Source organism: Kitasatospora aureofaciens, assembly GCF_001188955.3.
Lineage (GTDB): Bacteria > Actinomycetota > Actinomycetes > Streptomycetales > Streptomycetaceae > Kitasatospora > Kitasatospora aureofaciens.
Map to the genome: position 1 here is coordinate 1 of NZ_JPRF03000068.1, position 22,702 is coordinate 22,702.

Here is a 22,702-nt window from a genome sequence, read left to right on the forward strand (position 1 = left end):
GTCCACCGGGACGCCGCCCGGGCCGGAGCCGCCCAGCGGGCCCGGTCCGGCGACGCGCTGGACCGGCTCGCCGAGGCCGTCCACCGGTCGGCCCCCGCCGCCCGCGAGCTCTACCGCACCCGCACCCTGCTCACCGGCCTGGCGGTCGACGCCCCCGCCGAGCGGCTGCCCGCGCTGCGGGCGCTGCCCGGAGTCCGGGCCGTCCACCCGATCGTGAACAAGCAGCGGGACAACGCCTACTCCGTCCCGCTGACCGGCGCCCCGCAGATCTGGGCCGGGGACGCCGCGGTGGCCGGGAACACCGGCCAGGGCATGCGGATCGGCATCATCGACAGCGGCATCGACTACACCCACGCCGACTTCGGCGGCCCCGGCACCGAGGAGGCCTTCCGCTCGGTCGAGCGCGGCAGGCCCGCGCCGGCCGCGCTGTTCCCCAACGCCAAGGTGGTCGGCGGCAAGGACCTGGTCGGTGACGACTACAACCCCGACCCGACCGCCCCGAACCACCAGCCCGTCCCGCACCCCAGCGACAACCCGCTCGACTGCGTGCGCAACGGGCACGGCACCCACGTCGCCGGGACGGCCGCCGGGTACGGCGTCACCGCCGACGGCCACCCGTACACCGGCCCGTACCGGCCCGGGCTCGACCCGGCCTCGTTCCGGATCGGCCCCGGCGCCGCCCCCGGCGCCCAGCTGTACGCGATCCGGGTGTTCGGCTGCGACGGCTCCACCGACCGGCTCGCCCAGGCGCTCGACCTGGCCGCCGACCCGAACGGCGACGGCGACCTCGGCGACCGGCTCGACGTGGTCAACCTGTCGCTCGGCAGCCGCTTCGGCACCCCGGACGACGCCGACGCGCTGGCCGTCGACCGGCTCTCCGAACTGGGCACCGTGGTGGTCGCGGCCGCGGGCAACGAGGGCGACGTGTACGGCGTCGGCGGCAGCCCCGGCACCGCCGTGCGGGCGGTCACCGTCGCCGCCTCCGTGCACGGGCACGCCGACGTGGACGGCATCACCGTGCTCGCCCCCGCCGCGCTCGCCGGGGTCGTGCCCGGCCACTGGAGCGAGCGCTACCGCGGCTGGTCCACCACCGAGGTGAGCGGCGCCCTCGCCGCGCCCGTCGACCAGGCGGACGGCTGCACGGACTTCAGCGCGGCCGACCGGCAACGGCTGAAGGGCAGGATCGCGGTGCTCACCTGGCGCACCCGCGACGCCGACCGGGCCTGCAACTCCGGCCCGCGCGCCGACCACGCCGCCGACGCGGGGGCGATCGGCGCGCTCTACGCCGCCGACACCGACCACCTCGCCGAGATCTCCGGCAACGACCGGATCCCCGCCGTCCTGCTCGGCCGCGCGGACGGCGAACGGCTGCTGAAGGCTGCCGCCGGGGGCGGTACGCAGGTCCGGCTCGCCGCACCCGGCAACCCGCTGCACGGCTCGGTCGCGCAGAACCAGCCGGCCCGCGCCGACACCCTCACCGACTTCTCCTCCCGGGGCATCGGACTGCCCGGGGTGGTCAAGCCCGACCTGGCCGCCCCCGGGGAGACCATCTGGTCCGCCCTGGTCGGCAGCGGCAGCGGCGGCCAGCGCGAGAACGGCACCTCGATGGCCGCCCCGCACGTCGCCGGACTGGCCGCCCTGGTCCGCGCCGCCCACCCGGACTGGCCGGTCGAGCAGGTCAAGGCCGCGCTGATGAACACCGGCACGGACACCTACCTCGGCGAGGACCACTCCGGACCGGTCTACGGACCCGAACGCACCGGCGCCGGACGCGCCCAGGCCGACCGGGCCGTCCGCACCCCGGTGGTGGCCTACGCGGCGGGGGAGGGCGCCCTGGCGGGCAGTGTCGGGGTCTCCTACGGGCCGGTCGAGGTCGGCGGGCCGACGGCCCTGGACCGCGCGATCGAGCTGCACAACTACTCCTCCGCGCCGGTCAGTTACCGCACCGGCTACGCGGCGGCCACCGAACTGCCGGGCGCCGCCTTTCAGGTGTCGCCGGACCGGATCGAGGTGCCGGCGGGCGGCACCGCCCGGGTGCGGGTGACGCTGTCCGTACCGGGGGAGCTGGGGCGCACGCCCGACCCGACCATCGACACCGTGCAGGGCGGCCGGGCGCGCAGCTACCGCGGCGAACTCTCCGGACGGGTGCTGTTCAGCCCGCTCGGCGACCGCGAACTGCCGCAGCTGCGGGTCCCGGTGTTCGCCGCCCCGCGCCCCACCGGCGACCTCGGCGTCACCGCCTCCGTCCGCACCGCCCGGGACGGCACCCTCGTCACCCTCGGCGGCAGCGCCGCCCCCGGCGAGGCGCCCGGACTGGTCAGCGCCCTCGTGCTCGGCGGCGAGGGACCCCGCTGGCCCGACTGCCCGCCCGACAGCGGCAAGGCCGTCGGCCCCGGGGCGGGCATCCGGCCCGAGGCCGCGACGGAGCCGGCCGACCCGCCCCAGGACCTCTGCGTCGAGCACCCCGGCGACCGGGCCGCCGACCTGCGGGCCGCAGGCGCCGCCGTCGACTCCGACCTGCTGTACGTCGGCGCGCGGCTGTGGTCCCCGGCGGCCACACCGGTCGGGCTGTACGGCGTACGGGTGTCGCTGGACACCGACGGGGACGGCGTCACCGACGTGATCCTCAAGGCCGACCGGGTGCGCGGCAGCGACGTCCTGGTCTCCCGCGCCCTCGACGCCCGCACCGGAGCCGAACTCGACGTCCAGCCGCTCAACGCCCACTGGGGCGACACCGACACCGCGCTGCTGGACAGTGACGTCGTGGTCCTCCCGGTCCGGCTGGGTGCCCTGCCCGGGGTCAAGCCCGGCCACAGCACCGTCCACTACGGCGTGTGGGCCGGTACCACCGGGCCCGGCACGCCCGACCCGGCCGGGGCCTACTCCGCCATCGGCCTGCGCGGCACCCGCCCCACCGTCCCGGTGGACGTCCTGCACCCCGCCCTCACCGTCCGGGCCGGCCTCACCGGACCGACCGCGATGGTGACCCCGGCCGGCCCCGGCACCGTCCTCGACGTGCGGCGCGCCCCGGGCGACACCTCCCGGCTCCTGCTGCTGTACCACCTCAACCCGGCCGACCGGAGGGCCCAGGTCCTCACCCTGCTGTAGCGCGCTCGGAAGGGGTGGCCCACCGGACTCCGGAGGGCCGCCCCTTCCGCTGCCTCTGACGCCGTCCGGCGTCGGGTGGCCGGAAGGACCCGCCGGCAGGCCCTAAGCCCGGGCGGCGGCGCGGCGTTCGCGGCGGGGCGGGCGGTGTTCGCGGCGGGCGAGGCGGGTGAAGACGGCGACCAGGGCGAGGGTGGCGGCCGTGCCGGAGGTGACGGTGAGGCCCTCGGTGAGGCCGGGCGGGCGGAAGGCGCAGGAGACGCGGGAGGCGCCGGCGCCGAGCGGGACGCCGATCATGCCCAGGACCGGCGTGGGCACGGCGGGGGCGCCGCCGTCGGTGGCGCAGGTCCAGCCCTCGGTGGCGGGGACGGACAGCAGCGCGGTGCCGGTGGAGCCCGGCGGGAGGGTGGCCGAGACGGTGTGGCCGCCGGCCTCGACGCGGGTGGCGCCGGTGGCGGTGAGGCGGGAGACCGCGGCGGCCAGGGCGTCGGCCCGCAGGCAGCCGATCGGGCGGGCCGGGACCTGGCTGACCACGTCCGAGCGCAGGGTCACCCGGACCACCCCGTCCGCCGGGACAGTCCCCAGCCGGTGGACGGCCACCGCCGTGGTGGGCTGTTCACCGTCGCTGCGGTAGCTGGTGCCCAGGCCGCTGACCGTGCCGTCGTACCAGACCCCGTGGAAGTAGGCCGTCGAGCCCGGGGTGCAGGCTGCGGTGAACACCGTGCCGTCCCCGCCGGGCGGCACCGACCAGCCGCTGGTCCCGTGCAGGGTGGGCGCCGGGCCGCCGGCCGGCACGGGCAGCGGGGCGTCGTACACCTGGCTGCCGAGCAGCGACTCCTGGCGGGCCCAGACCGAGGAGGTCTCCGGCCGGGCGCCCGGCGGCAGCACGGTGACCAGCGGCGGGGCGGGCGCCCGGCCGGGGGTGAAGCCGTACGCGGGCGGCCCGTCGTCGAGGTGGGCGCGGATCCCGAACAGTGCCTGCCCGACCGGGTCGGTGACGCTGCCGGTCTGCCGCCCGCCGGCCGTCCAGCCCGCGCCGAGGTCGTGCAGCAGCTGGGCGACCACGGTCGGCAGATAGCCGCTGAAGTAGCCGCCGCCCTGGCCGTTCAGCAGCAGCGGGTCGTTGGGGGTGAAGGCGTGCGGGCCGGGATCGCTGCGCCCGTCCGGCCAGTCGGCGCCCGCCCGGACGGCCGCGTGCCCGGCCCGGACGGCGGCCGGGGGGACGGAGTCGTCGGGGGCCGCGCCGAGCGACGCGTACCCGGACCAGACGGCGTTGCCGAGCACCGCACCGCCGAGCACCCAGGTGGCCAGGGCGTTCGCCCGGCGGTCGGTGTGCCGGTGCTCCAGCACCCACAGCGCGGCGAGCACGACGGCGCCGCCGACGGCCAGCAGCACCCAGGTGGAGGTGTGCACCGAGCGGCGGGTGGCCGCCAGCGCGACGATCAGCGCGACCAGGGCGGCGCCGCCCAGCAGGGTGAGCAGGTCCGGCCGGTGGGCGAGCGACACCCAGCCGGCCAGCACCAGCAGCCCGCTGAGCACGAAGGCGACGCGGTACGGCCCGCCGGCCGGGATCGCCAGGCCGTGCCAGACCAGCACGGTCGGGGTCCAGACGAAGCCGAGCACGATCAGCACCAGCGCCGCGCACCAGACCGCCCGCTCACGGACGCGCACGCGGCGGTTGAACGGCAGCCCGCACACCAGCAGCAGCCCGAGCACCCCGATCGCGATGTCCGGCAGCGGCCGCCCGCCGGTGGTGGTGGGCAGCAGCTCGGCGAGGTGCCCGCCGAGCCCGGACCGGCCGAGCGGCTGCACCGGGGACTCCGGCTGGGCGCCGCGCGCCGCCCGGACGGCGACGAACAGCACCGGGGAGGCGAGCAGCACCCCGGCGGTGGTCAGGGTGATCGCCCGCCCGGTCGCCCGGACCCGGTGCCGGAAGGCGCGCGGGGTGGCGAACAGCCGTACCGCGAACACGAGTCCGGCCATCAGGGTGGCCAGCGCGGCGGTGTAGAGGTTGCCCGCCCAGACCAGGGCGACGCACAGCGAACCGGCCACCCAGCGGCGCTCGTGCAGGCACCAGTCCCCGACCAGGCCGAGCAGCGGCAGCGAGACCAGGCCCCAGAGCCACATCGGCGCGGCCCCGCCCACGTCCAGCACCCAGGCGCAGAGCCCGTAGCCGAGGGCGGCGAGCACCCGCAGCCACCGGGGGCCGGGGTGCAGCCGCCCGAGCAGGTGGGCCATCAGGGCGGTGCCGAGGCCGATGGTGGCCAGGGCGACCAGGAAGACGGCGAGCTGCCCCTGGTCGCGGGGGAGCAGGGCGGCCGGCCAGGAGAACGGATTCATCAGGTAGGCGAAGAAGTCGGCCAGGAACGGGACACCGTAGCCGCTGTTCCAGTTGAACAGCAGGTCCCCGGCGGCCTGGCCGTGCAGCAGGTCCCACAGGTGCGCGTGGTACGGCACGGCGACCGCCCCCGCCCCGGCCGGCCACCGCCCGCGCAGCCCCGCGGCGAGCGCGAACCCGCCCGCCGCCAGCCCGGCCGCACCCCCGCAGACCAGCAGCTCCCGCCGCCACTCGGTCCTCACCCACGCGCCCCGTTCCTGCCGGAAACCCCAGATCACGCCACCCTAAGCGCGCTGCGGGCGCGACTCTGATCACCCGCGCTCCCTCGAAGGAGTGGCGTCCGAGGAGGCTCTGCCGAGTAGCCTGGGAGGGCCGTCAGGATGCCCGTATGGGAGGAACCATGAGCATCGCGCCGTACCCCGACTGGATTCGGCCTCCCGCTGGTGGCTACACCGCAGAGGATCTTGACCGGCTGCCTGATCTCCCGCCGCACACCGAGCTGATCGACGGGAGCCTGATCTTCGTGAGTCCGCAGACCGCGTTCCACATGCGAACCCTCCGCAGGCTGGAGCGCGCCCTGGAGACGGCGGTGCCGGAGGGCTGGGACGTCTGGCGGGAGATGACGGTGAGGCTGGACCGCCGCAACCGCCCGGAACCGGACCTCCTGGTGGTTGACGAGCGAGGAGTCACTGGCCCGAAGCAGACCTTCTGTGACGCGAGGGATGTGTTGCTTGCGGTCGAGGTCGTCTCCGAGGAATCCCAGCAACGGGACCGGGACACCAAACCTCGCAAGTACGCGGCGGCGGGCATCAGGCATTTCTGGCGTGTGGAAAGCGATGACGACGGCAGGCCGGTCGTCTACGCCTACGAGCTGGATCCCGCTACCGGCTACGTCGTTTCGGGGATCTACCACAAGCAGTTGAAGGTCGATCAGCCGTTCCCGGTGGAGATCGATCTGACCTGACTGGTCCAGATGCTGGACGTGAGGTGTCAGTGGCTGGGACGGCGGAGTAGGGTCCGAGCATGTCTCGCACCATTCGTCTCGCAGTTGTCCCGGGTGACGGCATCGGGCAGGAGGTGGTGGCCGAGGGCCTGAAGGTCCTGGAGGCCGCGCTTCCCGCCGACGTGAAGCTGGAGACCACCGAGTACGACCTCGGCGCCCGGCGCTACCACCGCACCGGGGAAACGCTGCCGGACAGCGTGCTGGCCGAGCTCAAGGGCTTCGACGCGATCCTGCTGGGTGCCATCGGGGACCCGAGCGTGCCGTCCGGGGTGCTGGAGCGGGGGCTGCTGCTGAAGCTGCGGTTCGCCTTCGACCACCACATCAACCTGCGGCCGGGTCGGCTGTTCCCCGGGGTGTCGTCGCCCCTGGCCGGTCAGCCGGAGATCGACTTCGTGGTCGTCCGGGAGGGCACCGAGGGCCCGTACGTCGGCAACGGCGGCTCGCTGCGCACCGGGACGCCGCACGAGGTGGCCACCGAGGTCAGCCTGAACACCGCGTACGGCATCGAGCGCGTGGTGCGCGACGCCTACCGCCGGGCCCAGGCGCGGCCGCGCAAGAAGCTCACCCTGGTGCACAAGAACAACGTGCTGGTGCACGCCGGGCACCTGTGGTCGCGGATCTTCGCCGAGGTCGGCGCGGAGTTTCCCGAGGTCGCCACCGACTACCTGCACGTCGACGCGGCCACGATCTTCTTCGTCACCCAGCCGGAGCGCTTCGACGTCATCGTCACCGACAACCTGTTCGGCGACATCCTGACCGACCTGGCCGCCGCCGTCACCGGTGGCATCGGCCTGGCCGCGAGCGGCAACATCAACCCGAGCGGCGAGTTCCCGTCCATGTTCGAGCCGGTGCACGGCTCGGCCCCGGACATCGCCGGCCAGGGCAAGGCCGACCCGACCGCCACCGTGCTGTCGGTCGCCATGCTGCTGGAGCACCTCGGCTACGCGGCCGAGGCCGCCCGCGTCGAGGCCGCCGTCGCGGCGGACCTCGCCGAGCGCACCGGCACCCGTTCCACCTCCCAGGTCGGCGACGCGCTCGCCGGCCGAGTATCCGGCTAGCGGGCCGGAACCGGGAGCGGGGTCCGGCTGAGAGGGCCGGACCACATAACCGCGGCTTGCAGCTCCCCAAGGAGCGGGCAGCTGTTCGGCACGGCCCTCTGGATGCGAGTATCGACAGTGGGCCGTGCCGTTGGCGTGCGTTCCGGCGCTGGATCGCCGTGACGTTCCTCCGGTGGGGCGGCCCGAACGAACCCCACGGTGAAGGAAACAGCCATGAGTACGCCCACCCAGGCGCCCATCACGTTCGACCTCAAGCCCTCCGCCCACCCGCTTCCCGCAGCGGAGCGCGAGGCCCGGCTGACCAACCCCGGCTTCGGCCGCGTCTTCACCGACCACATGGTCACCATCCGCTGGACGGAGGGCCGCGGTTGGCACGACGCCCAGCTGGTTCCGTACGCGCCGGTGGAGATGGACCCGGCGAACATGACCCTTCACTACGGCCAGGCGATCTTCGAGGGCCTGAAGGCCTACCGCCAGGCCGACGGTTCGATCGCGACCTTCCGCCCGGAGGCCAACGCCCTGCGCTTCCAGGCCTCGGCCCGCCGCCTGGCGATGCCGGAGCTGCCGGTGGAGACCTTCGTCGAGGCCGTCGAGCTGCTGGTCCAGCAGGAGCAGGGCTGGGTTCCGAGCGAGCCGGAACAGAGCCTCTACCTGCGGCCGTTCATGTTCGCCACCGAGGTCGGCCTGGGTGTCCGCCCGGCGAACTCCTACCTCTTCATGATCATCGCCTCTCCGGCCGGCGCCTACTTCCAGGGCGGCATCAAGCCGGTCTCGGTCTGGCTGTCCAAGGAGTACGTCCGCGCCGCGCCCGGTGGCACCGGCGCCGCCAAGTGCGCGGGCAACTACGCGGCCTCGCTGGTCGCCCAGGCCCAGGCCGCCGAGAAGGGCTGCGACCAGGTGGTCTGGCTCGACGCCGCCGAGCACCGGTGGGTCGAGGAGATGGGCGGCATGAACCTCTACTTCGTCTTCGGCGAGGGCAAGGACGCCAGGATCGTCACCCCCGAGCTGTCCGGCGCGCTGCTGCCCGGCATCACCCGTGACTCGCTGCTGCAGCTCGCCGCCGACCTGGGCTACGCGGTCGAGGAGCGGAAGATCTCCACCGACGAGTGGCAGCAGGCGAACGCCGACGGCACCCTCACCGAGGTCTTCGCCTGCGGCACCGCCGCCGTCATCACGCCGGTCGGCTCGGTGAAGTCCGCGGCCGCCGACTGGACCGTCGGCAACGGCGAGCCCGGCCCGATCACCATGGAGCTGCGCCGCGCGCTGCTGGCCATCCAGGGCGGCCAGCAGCCGGACACCCACAACTGGCTGCACAAGATCGTCTGATCATCCGGACACCGGAACCCGCTCCGGCCTGCCCCGTTTCGCATCGCGAGACGGGCGGGCCGGATCCCGGAGGCTGTGCCAGACTGCGAGCGTGTCCTCGCTTTCGCTGATTATTGGCAGCAGGCGCGCCGGTCCGCAGTGACCGCTTCCGCAGGACCCGATGCGGAGCGACCACGAGCGTCCAGACCCGCGCGCAGACCTCTCGCACCCGCGAGGGGTCTTTTCGCTTTCCGGGCACCGCCCCGTTGAAAGCACAGCCCGGACCGGCCGACGGCCCCCACGAGGGGCCCGGGGACACCGGAGCCGCGCGCGGGATCCTGGACAGTGGAGCCGGGACGAGAATCCGGCAGAGCAGTACCAACCTCCCCGAACGGAGAACCAGGGGTCATGACCGAGGTCAGCCGTACCGACGACAGCTTCCACGTGTTCGACACCACCCTGCGCGACGGCGCGCAGCGGGAGGGCATCAACCTGACGGTGGCGGACAAGCTGGCCATCGCCCGGCACCTGGACGAGTTCGGGGTCGGCTTCATCGAAGGCGGCTGGCCCGGTGCCAACCCCCGGGACACCGAGTTCTTCGCCCGGGCCGCCGCCGAACTGGAGCTGCGCACCGCCCAGCTGGTCGCCTTCGGCGCCACCCGCCGGGCCGGCGGCAAGGCGGCCGAGGACCCGCAGCTGGCCGCGCTGGTCGCCTCCGGCGCGCCCGTGGTCACCCTGGTCGCCAAGTCCCACGACCGGCACGTCGAGCTGGCGCTGCGCACCACGCTGGACGAGAACCTGGAGATGGTCCGGGACAGCGTCGAGTTCCTGCGCGCCCAGGGCCGTCGGGTGTTCCTGGACTGCGAGCACTTCTTCGACGGCTACCGGGCGAACCGGGAGTACGCCCTCGCGGTGGTCCGCACCGCGCACCGGGCCGGGGCGGACGTGGTGGTGCTGTGCGACACCAACGGCGGCATGCTGCCCGCCGGCGTCCGGGACACCGTCGCGGACGTGATCGCGGCGACCGGGGCCCGGATCGGCATCCACGCCCAGGACGACACCGGCTGCGCGGTGGCCAACACGCTGGCCGCGGTGGACGCAGGCGCCACCCACGTGCAGTGCACCGCGAACGGCTACGGCGAGCGGGTCGGCAACGCCAACCTGTTCCCGGTGGTCGGCGCGCTGGAGCTGAAGTACGACCGCCGGGTGCTGCCCGAGGGCCGGCTGGCCGAGATGACCCGGATCTCGCACGCGATCGCCGAGCTGGTCAACCTGGCCCCCTCCACCCACCAGCCGTACGTCGGCTTCTCGGCCTTCGCCCACAAGGCGGGCCTGCACGCCTCCGCGATCAAGGTCGACCCGGACCTGTACCAGCACACCGACCCCGAGCTGGTCGGCAACACCATGCGGATGCTGGTCTCCGACATGGCGGGCCGGGCCTCGGTGGAGCTCAAGGGCAAGGAGCTGGGTTACGACCTGTCCACCGACCGGGACCTGGCCGGCCGGGTGGTGGCCAAGGTGAAGCAGCAGGAGAACCTCGGCTACACCTACGAGTCCGCCGACGCCTCCTTCGAGCTGCTGCTGCGCGACGAGGTGCGCGGCAGCCGGGAGCGCTTCTACCGGCTGGAGTCCTGGCGGACCATCAGCGAACAGGGCCCGCACGGGGTTTCCGGCAACGAGGCGACCGTCAAGCTGTGGGCCAAGGGCGAGCGCCGGATCGCCATCGGCGAGGGCAACGGCCCGGTCAACGCGCTGGACCAGGCGCTGCGGACGGCCCTGGAGGGCATCTACCCGCCGCTGGCCACCTTCGAGTTGGTGGACTACAAGGTCCGCATCCTGGAGGGGCAGCACGGCACCGGCTCCAAGACCCGGGTGCTGATCGAGTCCACCGACGGCACCGCCACCTGGTCCACGGTCGGCGTGGCCGACAACGTGATCGCCGCCTCCTGGCTGGCACTTGAGGACGCGTACACCTACGGCCTGATCCGCTCCGGGCTGGAGCCGACCGAGTAGGCGCACCGAAACCCTCTGTGGCCCGCGGGACTTGACCGGTTCCCGTGGGCCACAGCTGGTGCTCGCGCACTCGCGCGCTTGTGTGTTCGCGGTGGCCGTTGGTGTGTTCGGTTATCGCAGGCGGGCGAGCAGGGCGTGTTCGACGAGGGTGATCAGGGCGCTCTTGGCGCTGTCCCGGCGGCGGGCGTCGAGGGTGATGACGGGGGTTTCGGCGCCGAGCTGGAGGGCTTCGCGGACTTCTTCGGCGGTGTGCGGCTGGTGGCCGTCGAAGCCGTTGAGGGCGACGACGAAGGGCAGGCCGCTGTTCTCGAAGTAGTCGAGGGCGGGGAAGCAGTCGGCGAGGCGTCGGGTGTCGACGAGGACGACGGCTCCGATGGCGCCTCGGACGAGGTCGTCCCACATGAACCAGAAGCGGTCCTGTCCGGGGGTGCCGAAGAGGTAGAGGATGAGGTCTTCGTCGAGGGTGATGCGGCCGAAGTCCATGGCGACGGTGGTGGTCGTCTTGCCGGAGACGTGGCTGAGGTCGTCGATGCCGGCGGAGGCCGAGGTCATGACGGCTTCGGTGCGCAGGGGGTTGATCTCGGAGACGGCGCCGACGAGCGTGGTCTTGCCGACACCGAAGCCGCCCGCGATGACGATCTTCGCGGAGGTGGTGGCGCGGGTGGGGGCGGCCGCGTTAGAGCTTGCGAAGTCCACTGAGGACCCTTTCGAGCAGCGTGACGTCGGGCTGGTTTCCGGATTCGCCGCCGGAAGCGGGCTGGTGGATGGCGACCAGGCCGGCTTCGGCCAGGTCGGCCACGAGGATGCGGGCCACTCCCAGGGGAAGGGAGAGCAGCGCCGAGACCTCGGCGACGGATTTCACCTCTCTGCACAGGGTGCAGATCCGCTGGTGCTCCGGGAGGAGGGTGGCCAGGCGCTGCGGGTCGACGTCGGCGGAGACCAGGGCCTCCAGCGCGAGCTCGTAGCGGGGCCGGGTGCGACCGCCGGTCATGGCGAACGGTCGGATCAGCGGGCCGGAGTCCGGTTCGTCCTCGAACTCCTCGACGTGCCCGGGCTCCTGGGCCGGCTGGTAGCCGGGGGCCGGGGCGGGAGCCGGGCCGGGCGCCGAAGCCGGGTAGCCGGCCGGCGGGGCGTCGAAGGCGGGCTGCGGCCGGGAGTACGGGTCGGGCTGGCCGTACTGGCCGTACTGCTGCTCGGGCCGGGCGTACGGGTCCTGCTGGGGCTGTCCGTACTGCGGCCGACCGTACGGCTGACCGTGGCCGGCGCCGGGTGCTCCGAAGGCGTCATGGCCTGTGCCAGGGTACGGAACGCCGTACTGGCCGCTGCGGTCGTCGGGCGGTGTCACGGTTCCTCTCCTCACAAGGTGCGGCGGTGCGGTGCGAGCTTCGGTACGAGTCCGGAGCCGGTGGTGCGAAGGCCGTACGACGTCCGAACCCGAGCCCGCCGAAGCGGGCCCGGGAAGGACGCGGAGGTACTTCGAATACCTGGACGGTATCCGACGAACCGTCAGTGCAGGAGACTGCCCTGGAGTTCCGCGCGGAGTGCGGGGGTGAGGACGGCGCCGGCTCGGTCGACGAGCAGGGCCATCTCGTAGCCGACGAGGCCGATGTCGGAGTCGGGTGCGGCGAGGACCGCGAGGGCGGAGCCGTCGCTGATGGCCATCAGGAACAGGAAGCCGCGTTCCATCTCGACGACGGTCTGGTTGACCTCGCCGCCTTCGAAGATCCGGCTGGCGCCGGAGGTGAGGGAGGTGAGGCCGGAGGCGACGGCGGCGAGCTGGTCGGCGCGGTCACGCGGGAAGCCTTCCGACATGCACAGCAGGAGGCCGTCCGCGGAGACCACCACGGTGTGGGACACCCCGGGGGTGTTGTCCACGAAATTGGTGATCAGCCAGTTCAGGTTCTGTGCGGCCTGGCTCATCTGAGTCAACTCAACGCTCCTGGTGGTTCGAGCCGCCGAAGAGATCGGTGCTCCGGTTCTGTCCGTTGCCGGACTGGTCTACCTGATCGGGGTCGATCCGGAAGCTTCCGGTGTTGCCGGCGCTGCGGCCCTGCTCCACACCGCGGCGCAGGTTGGTGAGGCGGCCACGGACCTCCTCGGGGCTGCGGGAGACCTGCGGCCCTTCCTGCGGGGTGGGCTTGGCGTTGCCGGGCACCAGGTTCTGCTTGGGAACGCGCCGGGGCAGTCCGGCGCCGGTGGTGCCGGCGGACGAGGGCTCGCGCAGCTGCTCGGCGCGCTGCCAGTCGCCGTCGTTCGGCGACTGCCAGCTGGCACTGGCGGTCGGGCCGGTCGGGCCGTATCCGCCGAGGGCGGACACGTCGTGGCCGCGGGTCTCGATGGGCGAGGAGTTGTCCTTGGCGCCCGCGAACCAGTTCGGGGTCTCCCCGGAGGGGCTGCCGGCGTCCGGGGCGCTGCCCAGGCTCCCGCCCGCCAGCTGCTGGCCGGGGCGGCGCTGGGGCAGCCCGGACGGCAGGGTGGCGGCGGGCTCGGCGGCGGGCAGCGCGGGCGGCTCCGGGGTGTACGGGTGGCCGGCCGGGGCCTCCTCGGCCCGGCGGCCGTAGCCGTCCTGGGCGTAGCCGTCCTGCTGGTAGCCGTACTGGTCGTCGGCGTACTGGCCGTCGGTGTAGCCGCCCTGGTCGTAACCCTGCTGCGGGTACTGGCCGTAGCCGTCCTGGGCGTACTCCTCCTGCTGGTAGCCGCCCTGGTCGTAGCCGTACTGGTCGTCGGCGTACTGGCCCTCGGCGTAGCCCTGGTCGTAGCCCTGCTGCGGGGCGTACTGGTCGTAGCCCTGCTGGTAGTCCTCCTCGACCTCGGCGTCCACCACCGGCGGCTGCGGGCCGCCCTCCAGGGCCGCGCGGCGGACCTGGTCGAGGCGCTGCGAGCGCTGGACGGCCTCCAGGGCCGGGCTGAAGCCGGAGGAGCCGGCGTTGCCGATGCCGGTGAGGTGGTCGTCGAAGCCCAGCTCCGCGGCGCTGCGGTCGCGGCCGTCGGGGGCCCACTCGGAGGTCGGCTCCTGGTCGGCGAAGATCCGGGAGACGGTGAACTGCTCCTCCGGCTCCGGCGCCACCGCGGACTGGGTGACGAACGGCGGGAGCATGACCAGCGAGGTGGTGCCCGCCGACTCGCCGGACGGGCGCAGCTGGACGCGGATGTCGTGCCGCTGGGAGAGCCGGCCGACCACGAAGAGGCCCATGCGGCGGGAGATGGTGGCGTCGACCGTGGGCGGCTCGGACAGCTTCTCGTTGATCTCCGCGAAGTCGTCGGCGGTGAGGCCGATGCCCTTGTCGTGGATCTCGACCAGCACCCGGCCGTCCGGCAGGCGGGTCGCGTTGACCAGCACCCGGGTCTGCGGGCTGGAGAACGAGGTGGCGTTCTCCAGCAGCTCGGCGAGCAGGTGGACGAGGTCGGTCACGGCGGCGCCGACGACCTCGACCTCGGGGATGCCGGACAGCTCGACGCGCTCGTACTGCTCCACCTCGGAGGCGGCGGCGCGCAGCACGTCGACCAGCGGGACCGGGGTGTTCCAGCGGCGACCGGCCTCCTCGCCCGCGAGGACGAGCAGGTTCTCACCGTTGCGGCGCATGCGGGTCGCGAGGTGGTCCAGCTTGAAGAGGTTCTCCAGCTGGTCCGGGTCGGCCTCGTTGTTCTCCAGGTCGGTGATCAGCGCCAGCTGGCGCTGGATCAGGCCCTGGCTGCGGCGCGACAGGTTGGTGAAGATCGCGTTGACGTTCCCTCGCAGCAGCGCCTGCTCGGCGGCGAGCGCCACGGCCTGCTGGTGGACCTGGTCGAAGGCCCGGGCGACTTCGCCGATCTCGTCCTTGCCGTGCAGCGGGATCGCGGTCACCGAGGTGTCGACCCGGTCGGGGTCGGTCTTGGAGAGCTTCTCGACCAGGTCCGGCAGGCGGTGGTCGGCGATCTCCAGGGCGGCGCTGCGCAGGGTGCGCATGCCGAGGATCATCGAGCGGGCGACGTAGCCGGTGAGCAGGCCGGCCAGGATCAGTGCGGCGACGACGATGACCGTGTTGAGGATGGCGTCGTAGAGCGCGTTGTCCTTGAGGTTGCGGGAGTCGGTGAGGACGTCGTCCAGCAGCGCGACTTCGGTGTTCCGCAGGGCCTGGATGTGGTTGCCGGCGGCCTGGTTCCAGTTGTCCGGGGTCAGACCGGCGTTCTTGGCCTCGGCGTACGCGGCGTCGGCGGCGGCCTTGCCCTTCTGCTGCCCGATGGCGGCGGCCTCGGCGTAGTTGGCCGCGAGCGCCAGCAGGCCCTGCATGGTGGGCACGGTGCCGTTGGGCATCTTGTAGGCCGAGCGGTCCTGGGCGCTGGCCAGGGCGACCTGCGCGTCCGCGTACTTCTTGGCGTCCACGGGGTCGCTACCGGTGGTGAACTCGCTGATCGAGACCTGTTCCAGCTTCTCGGAGACCAGGATCTGCTGGGTCATGTCCTGGTTCTCGTACCGCGTGGTCGCGCCCGTCGCGGCGCCGACCAGCAGGCTGAGCATCAGCGAGCGCTGGGTCGAGGCGGACGCCTTGGCCAGCGACATCGCGTAGATCGCGCGGCCCTTGCTGGTGGCGTTGGCGGAGCCGTTGCCGACCGAGTTGTCGTAGGCCAGCAGCGGGGCGAACATCGTCGAGTAGGCGCTCGCGGTGGCGCTGGCGAACAGCTCCTTGCTGTACGCGACCTGGCGCAGGTGCGGCAGGTCGACCACGAGGGTCTCGAAGGCCTCGTGGCGGCGCGGCAGCTCGCCGGACTTGTCGGAGGCCGCGTACGCGGCCTCGTAGGCCTTCAGCGCGGCGTCGGTGTCGGCGCGGCGCTTGGTGACCTCGTTGTTCGGGTCCTGCCCGGTCATCAGGGGTATCAGCGTCTTGTCGCGCTCGTTCTCGAGCGCTTCGGCGAGTTCGGTCGCCGCCTTGGCCAGCTCGGCGGTCTTCTCGGCGCGGGACGCCTTGATGTAGCCGTCGACCGAGGTGTTCACTCGCAGACCGCCGAAGACCAGACTGATGATCACGGGGATCAGCAGGATCGCGATCAGACGGGTCGGCACGCGCCAGTTGCGCGGACGGAGGAAGTCGTACCGGCTGGCGCCGTCGCCCGCCTGACCGGCGCCCGGGCGCGGCTCGTTGGCCGCGGTCGGAGGCTTCGGGGCCGGGGTGGTCGGGGTGCGCTCCTCGGTGGGAGTGAACGCGGAGAATCCGGCCTGTTCCGCGGCGGCGCCCTTCGGCTCGCTCTGGCGGGGCTCGGAGCGCCGCTGCGGGGCGGGTTGCTGCTTACGCCTCACTCGACTACTACCTCTCGGCCGACTTGCCGGCCATGGATCAATCCAGCGCTACCCCCGGGGCCCTGGCCCGCCGCCCGGACGGCCGGCGCGGGATGTTCAGGGGTAGCTGGAATTTCAGCACGTGCAGGGATGGGGGACAAACAGCTGCCGTATGACTCCCGCGTTGTCGCAATCCGGACAATCAGTGACATGGCGGAGCAAATCCGTGGTCATCTGGCGCTGAGTGACGCTGATTCGCCACGCTGCGTCATTGTTGATCACAAAATGCCTACCGAACTGTTATCCGCTGCTTATACACGGGTCTTGCGCGCGGCTCCCGGAGGACACCGGCCGGTAAGCGCCGCCGCCCCGGCGACCCGTCAGTGTGACGGCTCGCCGGGGCCGGACGGTTCCGTTGCTCGCGCACTCGCCTCCGGGGCGCTCGGACCCGGTGCCGACGGTCGGCGGGCACTGTGCCACCTCCTCCGTCGGCGGCTCGGCCCTTCTCCCTTTCGGCACCGGCGCGCCCCTTCGGCTCGGCGCGGTGCTCGCGCACTCGCGCGCTTGTGTGTTCGCGGTGGCCGTTGGTGTGTTCGGTTATCGCAGGCGGGCGAGCAGGGCGTGTTCGACGAGGGTGATCAGGGCGCTCTTGGCGCTGTCCCGGCGGCGGGCGTCGAGGGTGATGACGGGGGTTTCGGCGCCGAGCTGGAGGGCTTCGCGGACTTCTTCGGCGGTGTGCGGCTGGTGGCCGTCGAAGCCGTTGAGGGCGACGACGAAGGGCAGGCCGCTGTTCTCGAAGTAGTCGAGGGCGGGGAAGCAGTCGGCGAGGCGTCGGGTGTCGACGAGGACGACGGCTCCGATGGCGCCTCGGACGAGGTCGTCCCACATGAACCAGAAGCGGTCCTGTCCGGGGGTGCCGAAGAGGTAGAGGATGAGGTCTTCGTCGAGGGTGATGCGGCCGAAGTCCATGGCGACGGTGGTGGTCGTCTTGCCGGAGACGTGGCTGAGGTCGTCGATGCCGGCGGAGGCCGAGGTCATGACGGCTTCGGTGCGCAGGGGGTTGATCTCGGAGACGGCGCCGACGAGCGTGGTCTTGCCGACACCGAAGCCGCCCGCGATGACGATCTTCGCGGAGGTCGTGGCGCGGGCGGGTCCGTTAGAGCTTGCGAAGTCCACTGAGGACCCTTTCGAGCAGCGTGACATCGGGCGTTCCGCCCGACTCGCCCGCGGCGGCGGGCTGGTGGATGGCGACGAGACCGGCCTCGGCCAGGTCGGCCACGAGGATGCGGGCCACACCGAGCGGCACGCCGGCCAGTGCGGAGATCTCCGCGATGGACTTGACCTCACGGCAGAGGTTCACGATCCGGGCGTGCTCGGGCAGCAGCCCGGTGGTGCGCTCGGCCGAGCCCGTGGTCGAGATCAGGGCCTCGATCGCGAGCTGGTACCGGGGCCGGGTCCGGCCGCCGGTCATCGCGTACGGGCGGACCAGCGGCTGCTGCTCGTAGCCGTCGGACTGCTGCCCGCCGTAGCCGCTGCCGTACCCGTTGCCGTACGGGCCGGCGGGTGTCGAGGGCGGGGTCATGGGTCCTCCTAGTGCTGCAGCCTTGGGCAGCCGGTTCCAGCTGGGGCGGTGCCAGCTGAGGCGGGATCAGCTGCCTGAGGGTAGCTGAGGGTGGGGCGCCGGGTCCGGTCGGGTCGGACCCGGTGCGGGTGGGACGGTGGAAGATCCGCGCGGGTTCCGTCAGTGCAGGAGACTGCCCTGGAGTTCCGCGCGGAGTGCGGGGGTGAGGACGGCGCCGGCTCGGTCGACGAGCAGGGCCATCTCGTAGCCGACGAGGCCGATGTCGGAGTCGGGTGCGGCGAGGACCGCGAGGGCGGAGCCGTCGCTGATGGCCATCAGGAACAGGAAGCCGCGTTCCATCTCGACGACGGTCTGGTTGACCTCGCCGCCTTCGAAGATCCGGCTGGCGCCGGAGGTGAGGGAGGTGAGGCCGGAGGCGACGGCGGCGAGCTGGTCGGCGCGGTCACGCGGGAAGCCTTCCGACATGCACAGCAGGAGGCCGTCCGCGGAGACCACCACGGTGTGGGACACCCCGGGGGTGTTGTCCACGAAATTGGTGATCAGCCAGTTCAGGTTCTGTGCGGCCTGGCTCATCTGGTTCAACTCAACGCTCCTGGTGGTTCGAGCCGCCGAAGAGATCGGTGCTCCGGTTCTGTCCGTTGCCGGACTGGTCTACCTGATCGGGGTCGATCCGGAAGCTTCCGGTGTTGCCGGCGCTGCGGCCCTGCTCCACACCGCGGCGCAGGTTGGTCAGGCGGCCGCGGACCTCCTCGGGGCTGCGGGAGACCTGCGGCCCTTCCTGCGGGGTGGGCTTGGCGTTGCCGGGCACCAGGTTCTGCTTGGGAACGCGCCGGGGCAGTCCGGCGCCGGTGGTGCCGGCGGACGAGGGCTCGCGCAGCTGCTCGGCGCGCTGCCAGTCGCCGTCGTTCGGCGACTGCCAGCTGGCACTGGCGGTCGGGCCGGTCGGGCCGTATCCGCCGAGGGCGGACACGTCGTGGCCGCGGGTCTCGATGGGCGAGGAGTTGTCCTTGGCGCCCGCGAACCAGTTCGGGGTCTCCCCGGAGGGGCTGCCGGCGTCCGGGGCGCTGCCCAGGCTCCCGCCCGCCAGCTGCTGGCCGGGGCGGCGCTGGGGCAGCCCGGACGGCAGGGTGGCGGCGGGCTCGGCGGCGGGCAGCGCGGGCGGCTCCGGGGTGTACGGGTGGCCGGCCGGGGCCTCCTCGGCCCGGCGGCCGTAGCCGTCCTGGGCGTAGCCGTCCTGCTGGTAGCCGTACTGGTCGTCGGCGTACTGGCCGTCGGTGTAGCCGCCCTGGTCGTAACCCTGCTGCGGGTACTGGCCGTAGCCGTCCTGGGCGTACTCCTCCTGCTGGTAGCCGCCCTGGTCGTAGCCGTACTGGTCGTCGGCGTACTGGCCCTCGGCGTAGCCCTGGTCGTAGCCCTGCTGCGGGGCGTACTGGTCGTAGCCCTGCTGGTAGTCCTCCTCGACCTCGGCGTCCACCACCGGCGGCTGCGGGCCGCCCTCCAGGGCCGCGCGGCGGACCTGGTCGAGGCGCTGCGAGCGCTGGACGGCCTCCAGGGCCGGGCTGAAGCCGGAGGAGCCGGCGTTGCCGATGCCGGTGAGGTGGTCGTCGAAGCCCAGCTCCGCGGCGCTGCGGTCGCGGCCGTCGGGGGCCCACTCGGAGGTCGGCTCCTGGTCGGCGAAGATCCGGGAGACGGTGAACTGCTCCTCCGGCTCCGGCGCCACCGCGGACTGGGTGACGAACGGCGGGAGCATGACCAGCGAGGTGGTGCCCGCCGACTCGCCGGACGGGCGCAGCTGGACGCGGATGTCGTGCCGCTGGGAGAGCCGGCCGACCACGAAGAGGCCCATGCGGCGGGAGATGGTGGCGTCGACCGTGGGCGGCTCGGACAGCTTCTCGTTGATCTCCGCGAAGTCGTCGGCGGTGAGGCCGATGCCCTTGTCGTGGATCTCGACCAGCACCCGGCCGTCCGGCAGGCGGGTCGCGTTGACCAGCACCCGGGTCTGCGGGCTGGAGAAGGAGGTGGCGTTCTCCAGCAGCTCGGCGAGCAGGTGGACGAGGTCGGTCACGGCGGCGCCGACGACCTCGACCTCGGGGATGCCGGACAGCTCGATGCGCTCGTACTGCTCCACCTCGGAGGCGGCGGCGCGCAGCACGTCGACCAGCGGGACCGGGGTGTTCCAGCGGCGACCGGCCTCCTCGCCGGCGAGGACGAGGAGGTTCTCACCGTTGCGGCGCATGCGGGTCGCGAGGTGGTCCAGCTTGAACAGGTTGGCCAGCTGGTCCGGGTCGGCCTCGTTGTTCTCCAGGTCGGTGATCAGCGCCAGCTGGCGCTGGATCAGGCCCTGGCTGCGGCGCGAGAGGTTGGTGAACATCGCGTTGACGTTCCCTCGCAGCAGCGCCTGCTCGGCGGCGAGCGCCACGGCCTGCTGGTGGACCTGGTCGAAGGCCCGGGCGACTTCGCCGATCTCGTCCTTGCCGTGCAGCGGGATCGCGGTCACCGAGGTGTCGACCCGGTCGGGGTCGGTCTTGGAGAGCTTCTCGACCAGGTCCGGCAGGCGGTGGTCGGCGATCTCCAGGGCGGCGCTGCGCAGGGTGCGCATGCCGAGGATCATCGAGCGGGCGACGTAGCCGGTGAGCAGGCCGGCCAGGATCAGTGCGGCGACGACGATGACCGTGTTGAGGATGGCGTCGTAGAGCGCGTTGTCCTTGAGGTTGCGGGAGTCGGTGAGGACGTCGTCCAGCAGCGCGACTTCGGTGTTCCGCAGGGCCTGGATGTGGTTGCCGGCGGCCTGGTTCCAGTTGTCCGGGGTCAGACCGGCGTTCTTGGCCTCGGCGTACGCGGCGTCGGCGGCGGCCTTGCCCTTCTGCTGCCCGATGGCGGCGGCCTCGGCGTAGTTGGCCGCGAGCGCCAGCAGGCCCTGCATGGTGGGCACGGTGCCGTTGGGCATCTTGTAGGCCGAGCGGTCCTGGGCGCTGGCCAGGGCGACCTGCGCGTCCGCGTACTTCTTGGCGTCCACGGGGTCGCTACCGGTGGTGAACTCGCTGATCGAGACCTGTTCCAGCTTCTCGGAGACCAGGATCTGCTGGGTCATGTCCTGGTTCTCGTACCGCGTGGTCGCGCCCGTCGCGGCGCCGACCAGCAGGCTGAGCATCAGCGAGCGCTGGGTCGAGGCGGACGCCTTGGCCAGCGACATCGCGTAGATCGCGCGGCCCTTGCTGGTGGCGTTGGCGGAGCCGTTGCCGACCGAGTTGTCGTAGGCCAGCAGCGGGGCGAACATCGTCGAGTAGGCGCTCGCGGTGGCGCTGGCGAACAGCTCCTTGCTGTACGCGACCTGGCGCAGGTGCGGCAGGTCGACCACGAGGGTCTCGAAGGCCTCGTGGCGGCGCGGCAGCTCGCCGGACTTGTCGGAGGCCGCGTACGCGGCCTCGTAGGCCTTCAGCGCGGCGTCGGTGTCGGCGCGGCGCTTGGTGACCTCGTTGTTCGGGTCCTGCCCGGTCATCAGGGGTATCAGCGTCTTGTCGCGCTCGTTCTCGAGCGCTTCGGCGAGTTCGGTCGCCGCCTTGGCCAGCTCGGCGGTCTTCTCGGCGCGGGACGCCTTGATGTAGCCGTCGACCGAGGTGTTCACTCGCAGACCGCCGAAGACCAGACTGATGATCACGGGGATCAGCAGGATCGCGATCAGACGGGTCGGCACGCGCCAGTTGCGCGGACGGAGGAAGTCGTACCGGCTGGCGCCGTCGCCCGCCTGACCGGCGCCCGGGCGCGGCTCGTTGGCCGCGGTCGGAGGCTTCGGGGCCGGGGTGGTCGGGGTGCGCTCCTCGGTGGGAGTGAACGCGGAGAATCCGGCCTGTTCCGCGGCGGCGCCCTTCGGCTCGCTCTGGCGGGGCTCGGAGCGCCGCTGCGGGGCGGGTTGCTGCTTACGCCTCACTCGACTACTACCTCTCGGCCGACTTGCCGGCCATGGATCAATCCAGCGCTACCCCCGGGGCCCTGGCCCGCCGCCCGGACGGCCGGCGCGGGATGTTCAGGGGTAGCTGGAATTTCAGCACGTGCAGGGATGGGGGACAAACAGCTGCCGTATGACTCCCGCGTTGTCGCAATCCGGACAATCAGTGACATGGCGGAGCAAATCCGTGGTCATCTGGCGCTGAGTGACGCTGATTCGCCACGCTGCGTCATTGTTGATCACAAAATGCCTACCGAACTGTTATCCGCTGCTTATACACGGGTCTTGCGCGCGGCTCCCGGAGGACACCGGCCGGTAAGCGCCGCCGCCCCGGCGACCCGTCAGTGTGACGGCTCGCCGGGGCCGGACGGTTCCGTTGCTCGCGCACTCGCCTCCGGGGCGCTCGGACCCGGTGCCGACGGTCGGCGGGCACTGTGCCACCTCCTCCGTCGGCGGCTCGGCCCTTCTCCCTTTCGGCACCGGCGCGCCCCTTCGGCTCGGCGCGGTGCTCGCGCACTCGCGCGCTTGTGTGTTCGCGGTGGCCGTTGGTGTGTTCGGTTATCGCAGGCGGGCGAGCAGGGCGTGTTCGACGAGGGTGATCAGGGCGCTCTTGGCGCTGTCCCGGCGGCGGGCGTCGAGGGTGATGACGGGGGTTTCGGCGCCGAGCTGGAGGGCTTCGCGGACTTCTTCGGCGGTGTGCGGCTGGTGGCCGTCGAAGCCGTTGAGGGCGACGACGAAGGGCAGGCCGCTGTTCTCGAAGTAGTCGAGGGCGGGGAAGCAGTCGGCGAGGCGTCGGGTGTCGACGAGGACGACGGCTCCGATGGCGCCTCGGACGAGGTCGTCCCACATGAACCAGAAGCGGTCCTGTCCGGGGGTGCCGAAGAGGTAGAGGATGAGGTCTTCGTCGAGGGTGATGCGGCCGAAGTCCATGGCGACGGTGGTGGTCGTCTTGCCGGAGACGTGGCTGAGGTCGTCGATGCCGGCGGAGGCCGAGGTCATGACGGCTTCGGTGCGCAGGGGGTTGATCTCGGAGACGGCGCCGACGAGCGTGGTCTTGCCGACACCGAAGCCGCCCGCGATGACGATCTTCGCGGAGGT

General features: G+C 72.5%; 15 protein-coding genes. 5 read left to right on the forward strand and 10 right to left on the reverse strand.

Annotated elements, in window-relative coordinates:
* On the forward strand, nt 1-3,108 hold a 3,108-nt coding region (locus tag HS99_RS34790), incomplete at its 5' end, for a S8 family serine peptidase (RefSeq protein ID WP_063737994.1).
* A gap of 102 nt (nt 3,109-3,210) precedes the next feature.
* Here the strand turns inward: HS99_RS34790 and HS99_RS34795 are convergent.
* Nucleotides 3,211-5,685 (reverse strand): YfhO family protein, encoded by a 2,475-nt coding sequence (locus tag HS99_RS34795; RefSeq protein WP_050366563.1) that lies wholly within the window; start codon nt 5,683-5,685, stop codon nt 3,211-3,213.
* A 158-nt stretch (nt 5,686-5,843) separates the two neighbouring features.
* Between HS99_RS34795 and HS99_RS34800 the strand changes: the two genes are divergently transcribed.
* The 4 genes from HS99_RS34800 (at nt 5,844) to cimA (ending at nt 10,822) form a co-directional block, all read left to right on the forward strand.
* On the forward strand, nt 5,844-6,407 hold the full coding sequence (locus tag HS99_RS34800; RefSeq protein ID WP_030286961.1) for a Uma2 family endonuclease: 564 nt from the start codon (nt 5,844-5,846) through the stop codon (nt 6,405-6,407).
* A 59-nt stretch (nt 6,408-6,466) separates the two neighbouring features.
* A complete protein-coding gene (locus tag HS99_RS34805; RefSeq protein WP_030553716.1) occupies nt 6,467-7,504 on the forward strand; it encodes a 3-isopropylmalate dehydrogenase in 1,038 nt (345 codons plus the stop codon).
* Nucleotides 7,505-7,717: 213 nt separating this feature from the next.
* The gene (locus tag HS99_RS34810) at nt 7,718-8,830 is read left to right on the forward strand and encodes a branched-chain amino acid aminotransferase (protein ID WP_030286959.1); all 1,113 of its coding nucleotides are present in this window, start codon (nt 7,718-7,720) and stop codon (nt 8,828-8,830) included.
* A 387-nt stretch (nt 8,831-9,217) separates the two neighbouring features.
* Nucleotides 9,218-10,822, forward strand: coding sequence for a citramalate synthase (gene cimA / locus HS99_RS34815; RefSeq protein ID WP_030286958.1), 1,605 nt, complete (start codon nt 9,218-9,220; stop codon nt 10,820-10,822).
* Between the two features lie 111 nt (nt 10,823-10,933).
* Here the strand turns inward: cimA and HS99_RS34820 are convergent, their stop codons facing one another.
* The 9 genes from HS99_RS34820 to HS99_RS34860 form a co-directional block, all read right to left on the reverse strand.
* Nucleotides 10,934-11,518, reverse strand: coding sequence for a GTP-binding protein (locus HS99_RS34820; protein WP_046386153.1), 585 nt, complete (start codon nt 11,516-11,518; stop codon nt 10,934-10,936).
* Nucleotides 11,499-12,167 (reverse strand): DUF742 domain-containing protein, encoded by a 669-nt coding sequence (locus HS99_RS41890; RefSeq protein ID WP_072654633.1) that lies wholly within the window; start codon nt 12,165-12,167, stop codon nt 11,499-11,501. Before HS99_RS41890 ends, HS99_RS34820 begins: the two co-directional genes overlap by 20 nt.
* A gap of 161 nt (nt 12,168-12,328) precedes the next feature.
* Entirely contained in the window at nt 12,329-12,742 is a 414-nt protein-coding gene (locus HS99_RS34830; protein WP_030291361.1) for a roadblock/LC7 domain-containing protein, read from the reverse strand.
* 10 nt (nt 12,743-12,752) lie between these two features.
* Nucleotides 12,753-16,097: a nitrate- and nitrite sensing domain-containing protein gene (locus HS99_RS34835; protein ID WP_050366562.1), complete on the reverse strand. Its 3,345-nt coding sequence runs from the start codon at nt 16,095-16,097 to the stop codon at nt 12,753-12,755.
* A 576-nt stretch (nt 16,098-16,673) separates the two neighbouring features.
* The gene (locus HS99_RS34840; protein WP_050366561.1) at nt 16,674-17,252 is read right to left on the reverse strand and encodes a GTP-binding protein; all 579 of its coding nucleotides are present in this window, start codon (nt 17,250-17,252) and stop codon (nt 16,674-16,676) included.
* Nucleotides 17,233-17,658: a DUF742 domain-containing protein gene (locus HS99_RS34845; RefSeq protein ID WP_030291321.1), complete on the reverse strand. Its 426-nt coding sequence runs from the start codon at nt 17,656-17,658 to the stop codon at nt 17,233-17,235. The genes HS99_RS34840 and HS99_RS34845 overlap by 20 nt, the downstream gene beginning before the upstream one ends.
* Before the next feature lie 159 nt (nt 17,659-17,817).
* A complete protein-coding gene (locus tag HS99_RS34850) occupies nt 17,818-18,231 on the reverse strand; it encodes a roadblock/LC7 domain-containing protein (protein ID WP_030291361.1) in 414 nt (137 codons plus the stop codon).
* 10 nt (nt 18,232-18,241) lie between these two features.
* On the reverse strand, nt 18,242-21,586 hold the full coding sequence (locus HS99_RS34855; protein ID WP_063737995.1) for a nitrate- and nitrite sensing domain-containing protein: 3,345 nt from the start codon (nt 21,584-21,586) through the stop codon (nt 18,242-18,244).
* A 576-nt stretch (nt 21,587-22,162) separates the two neighbouring features.
* Nucleotides 22,163-22,702: GTP-binding protein (locus HS99_RS34860; protein ID WP_030291344.1), on the reverse strand; the 540-nt coding region annotated here is incomplete at its 5' end.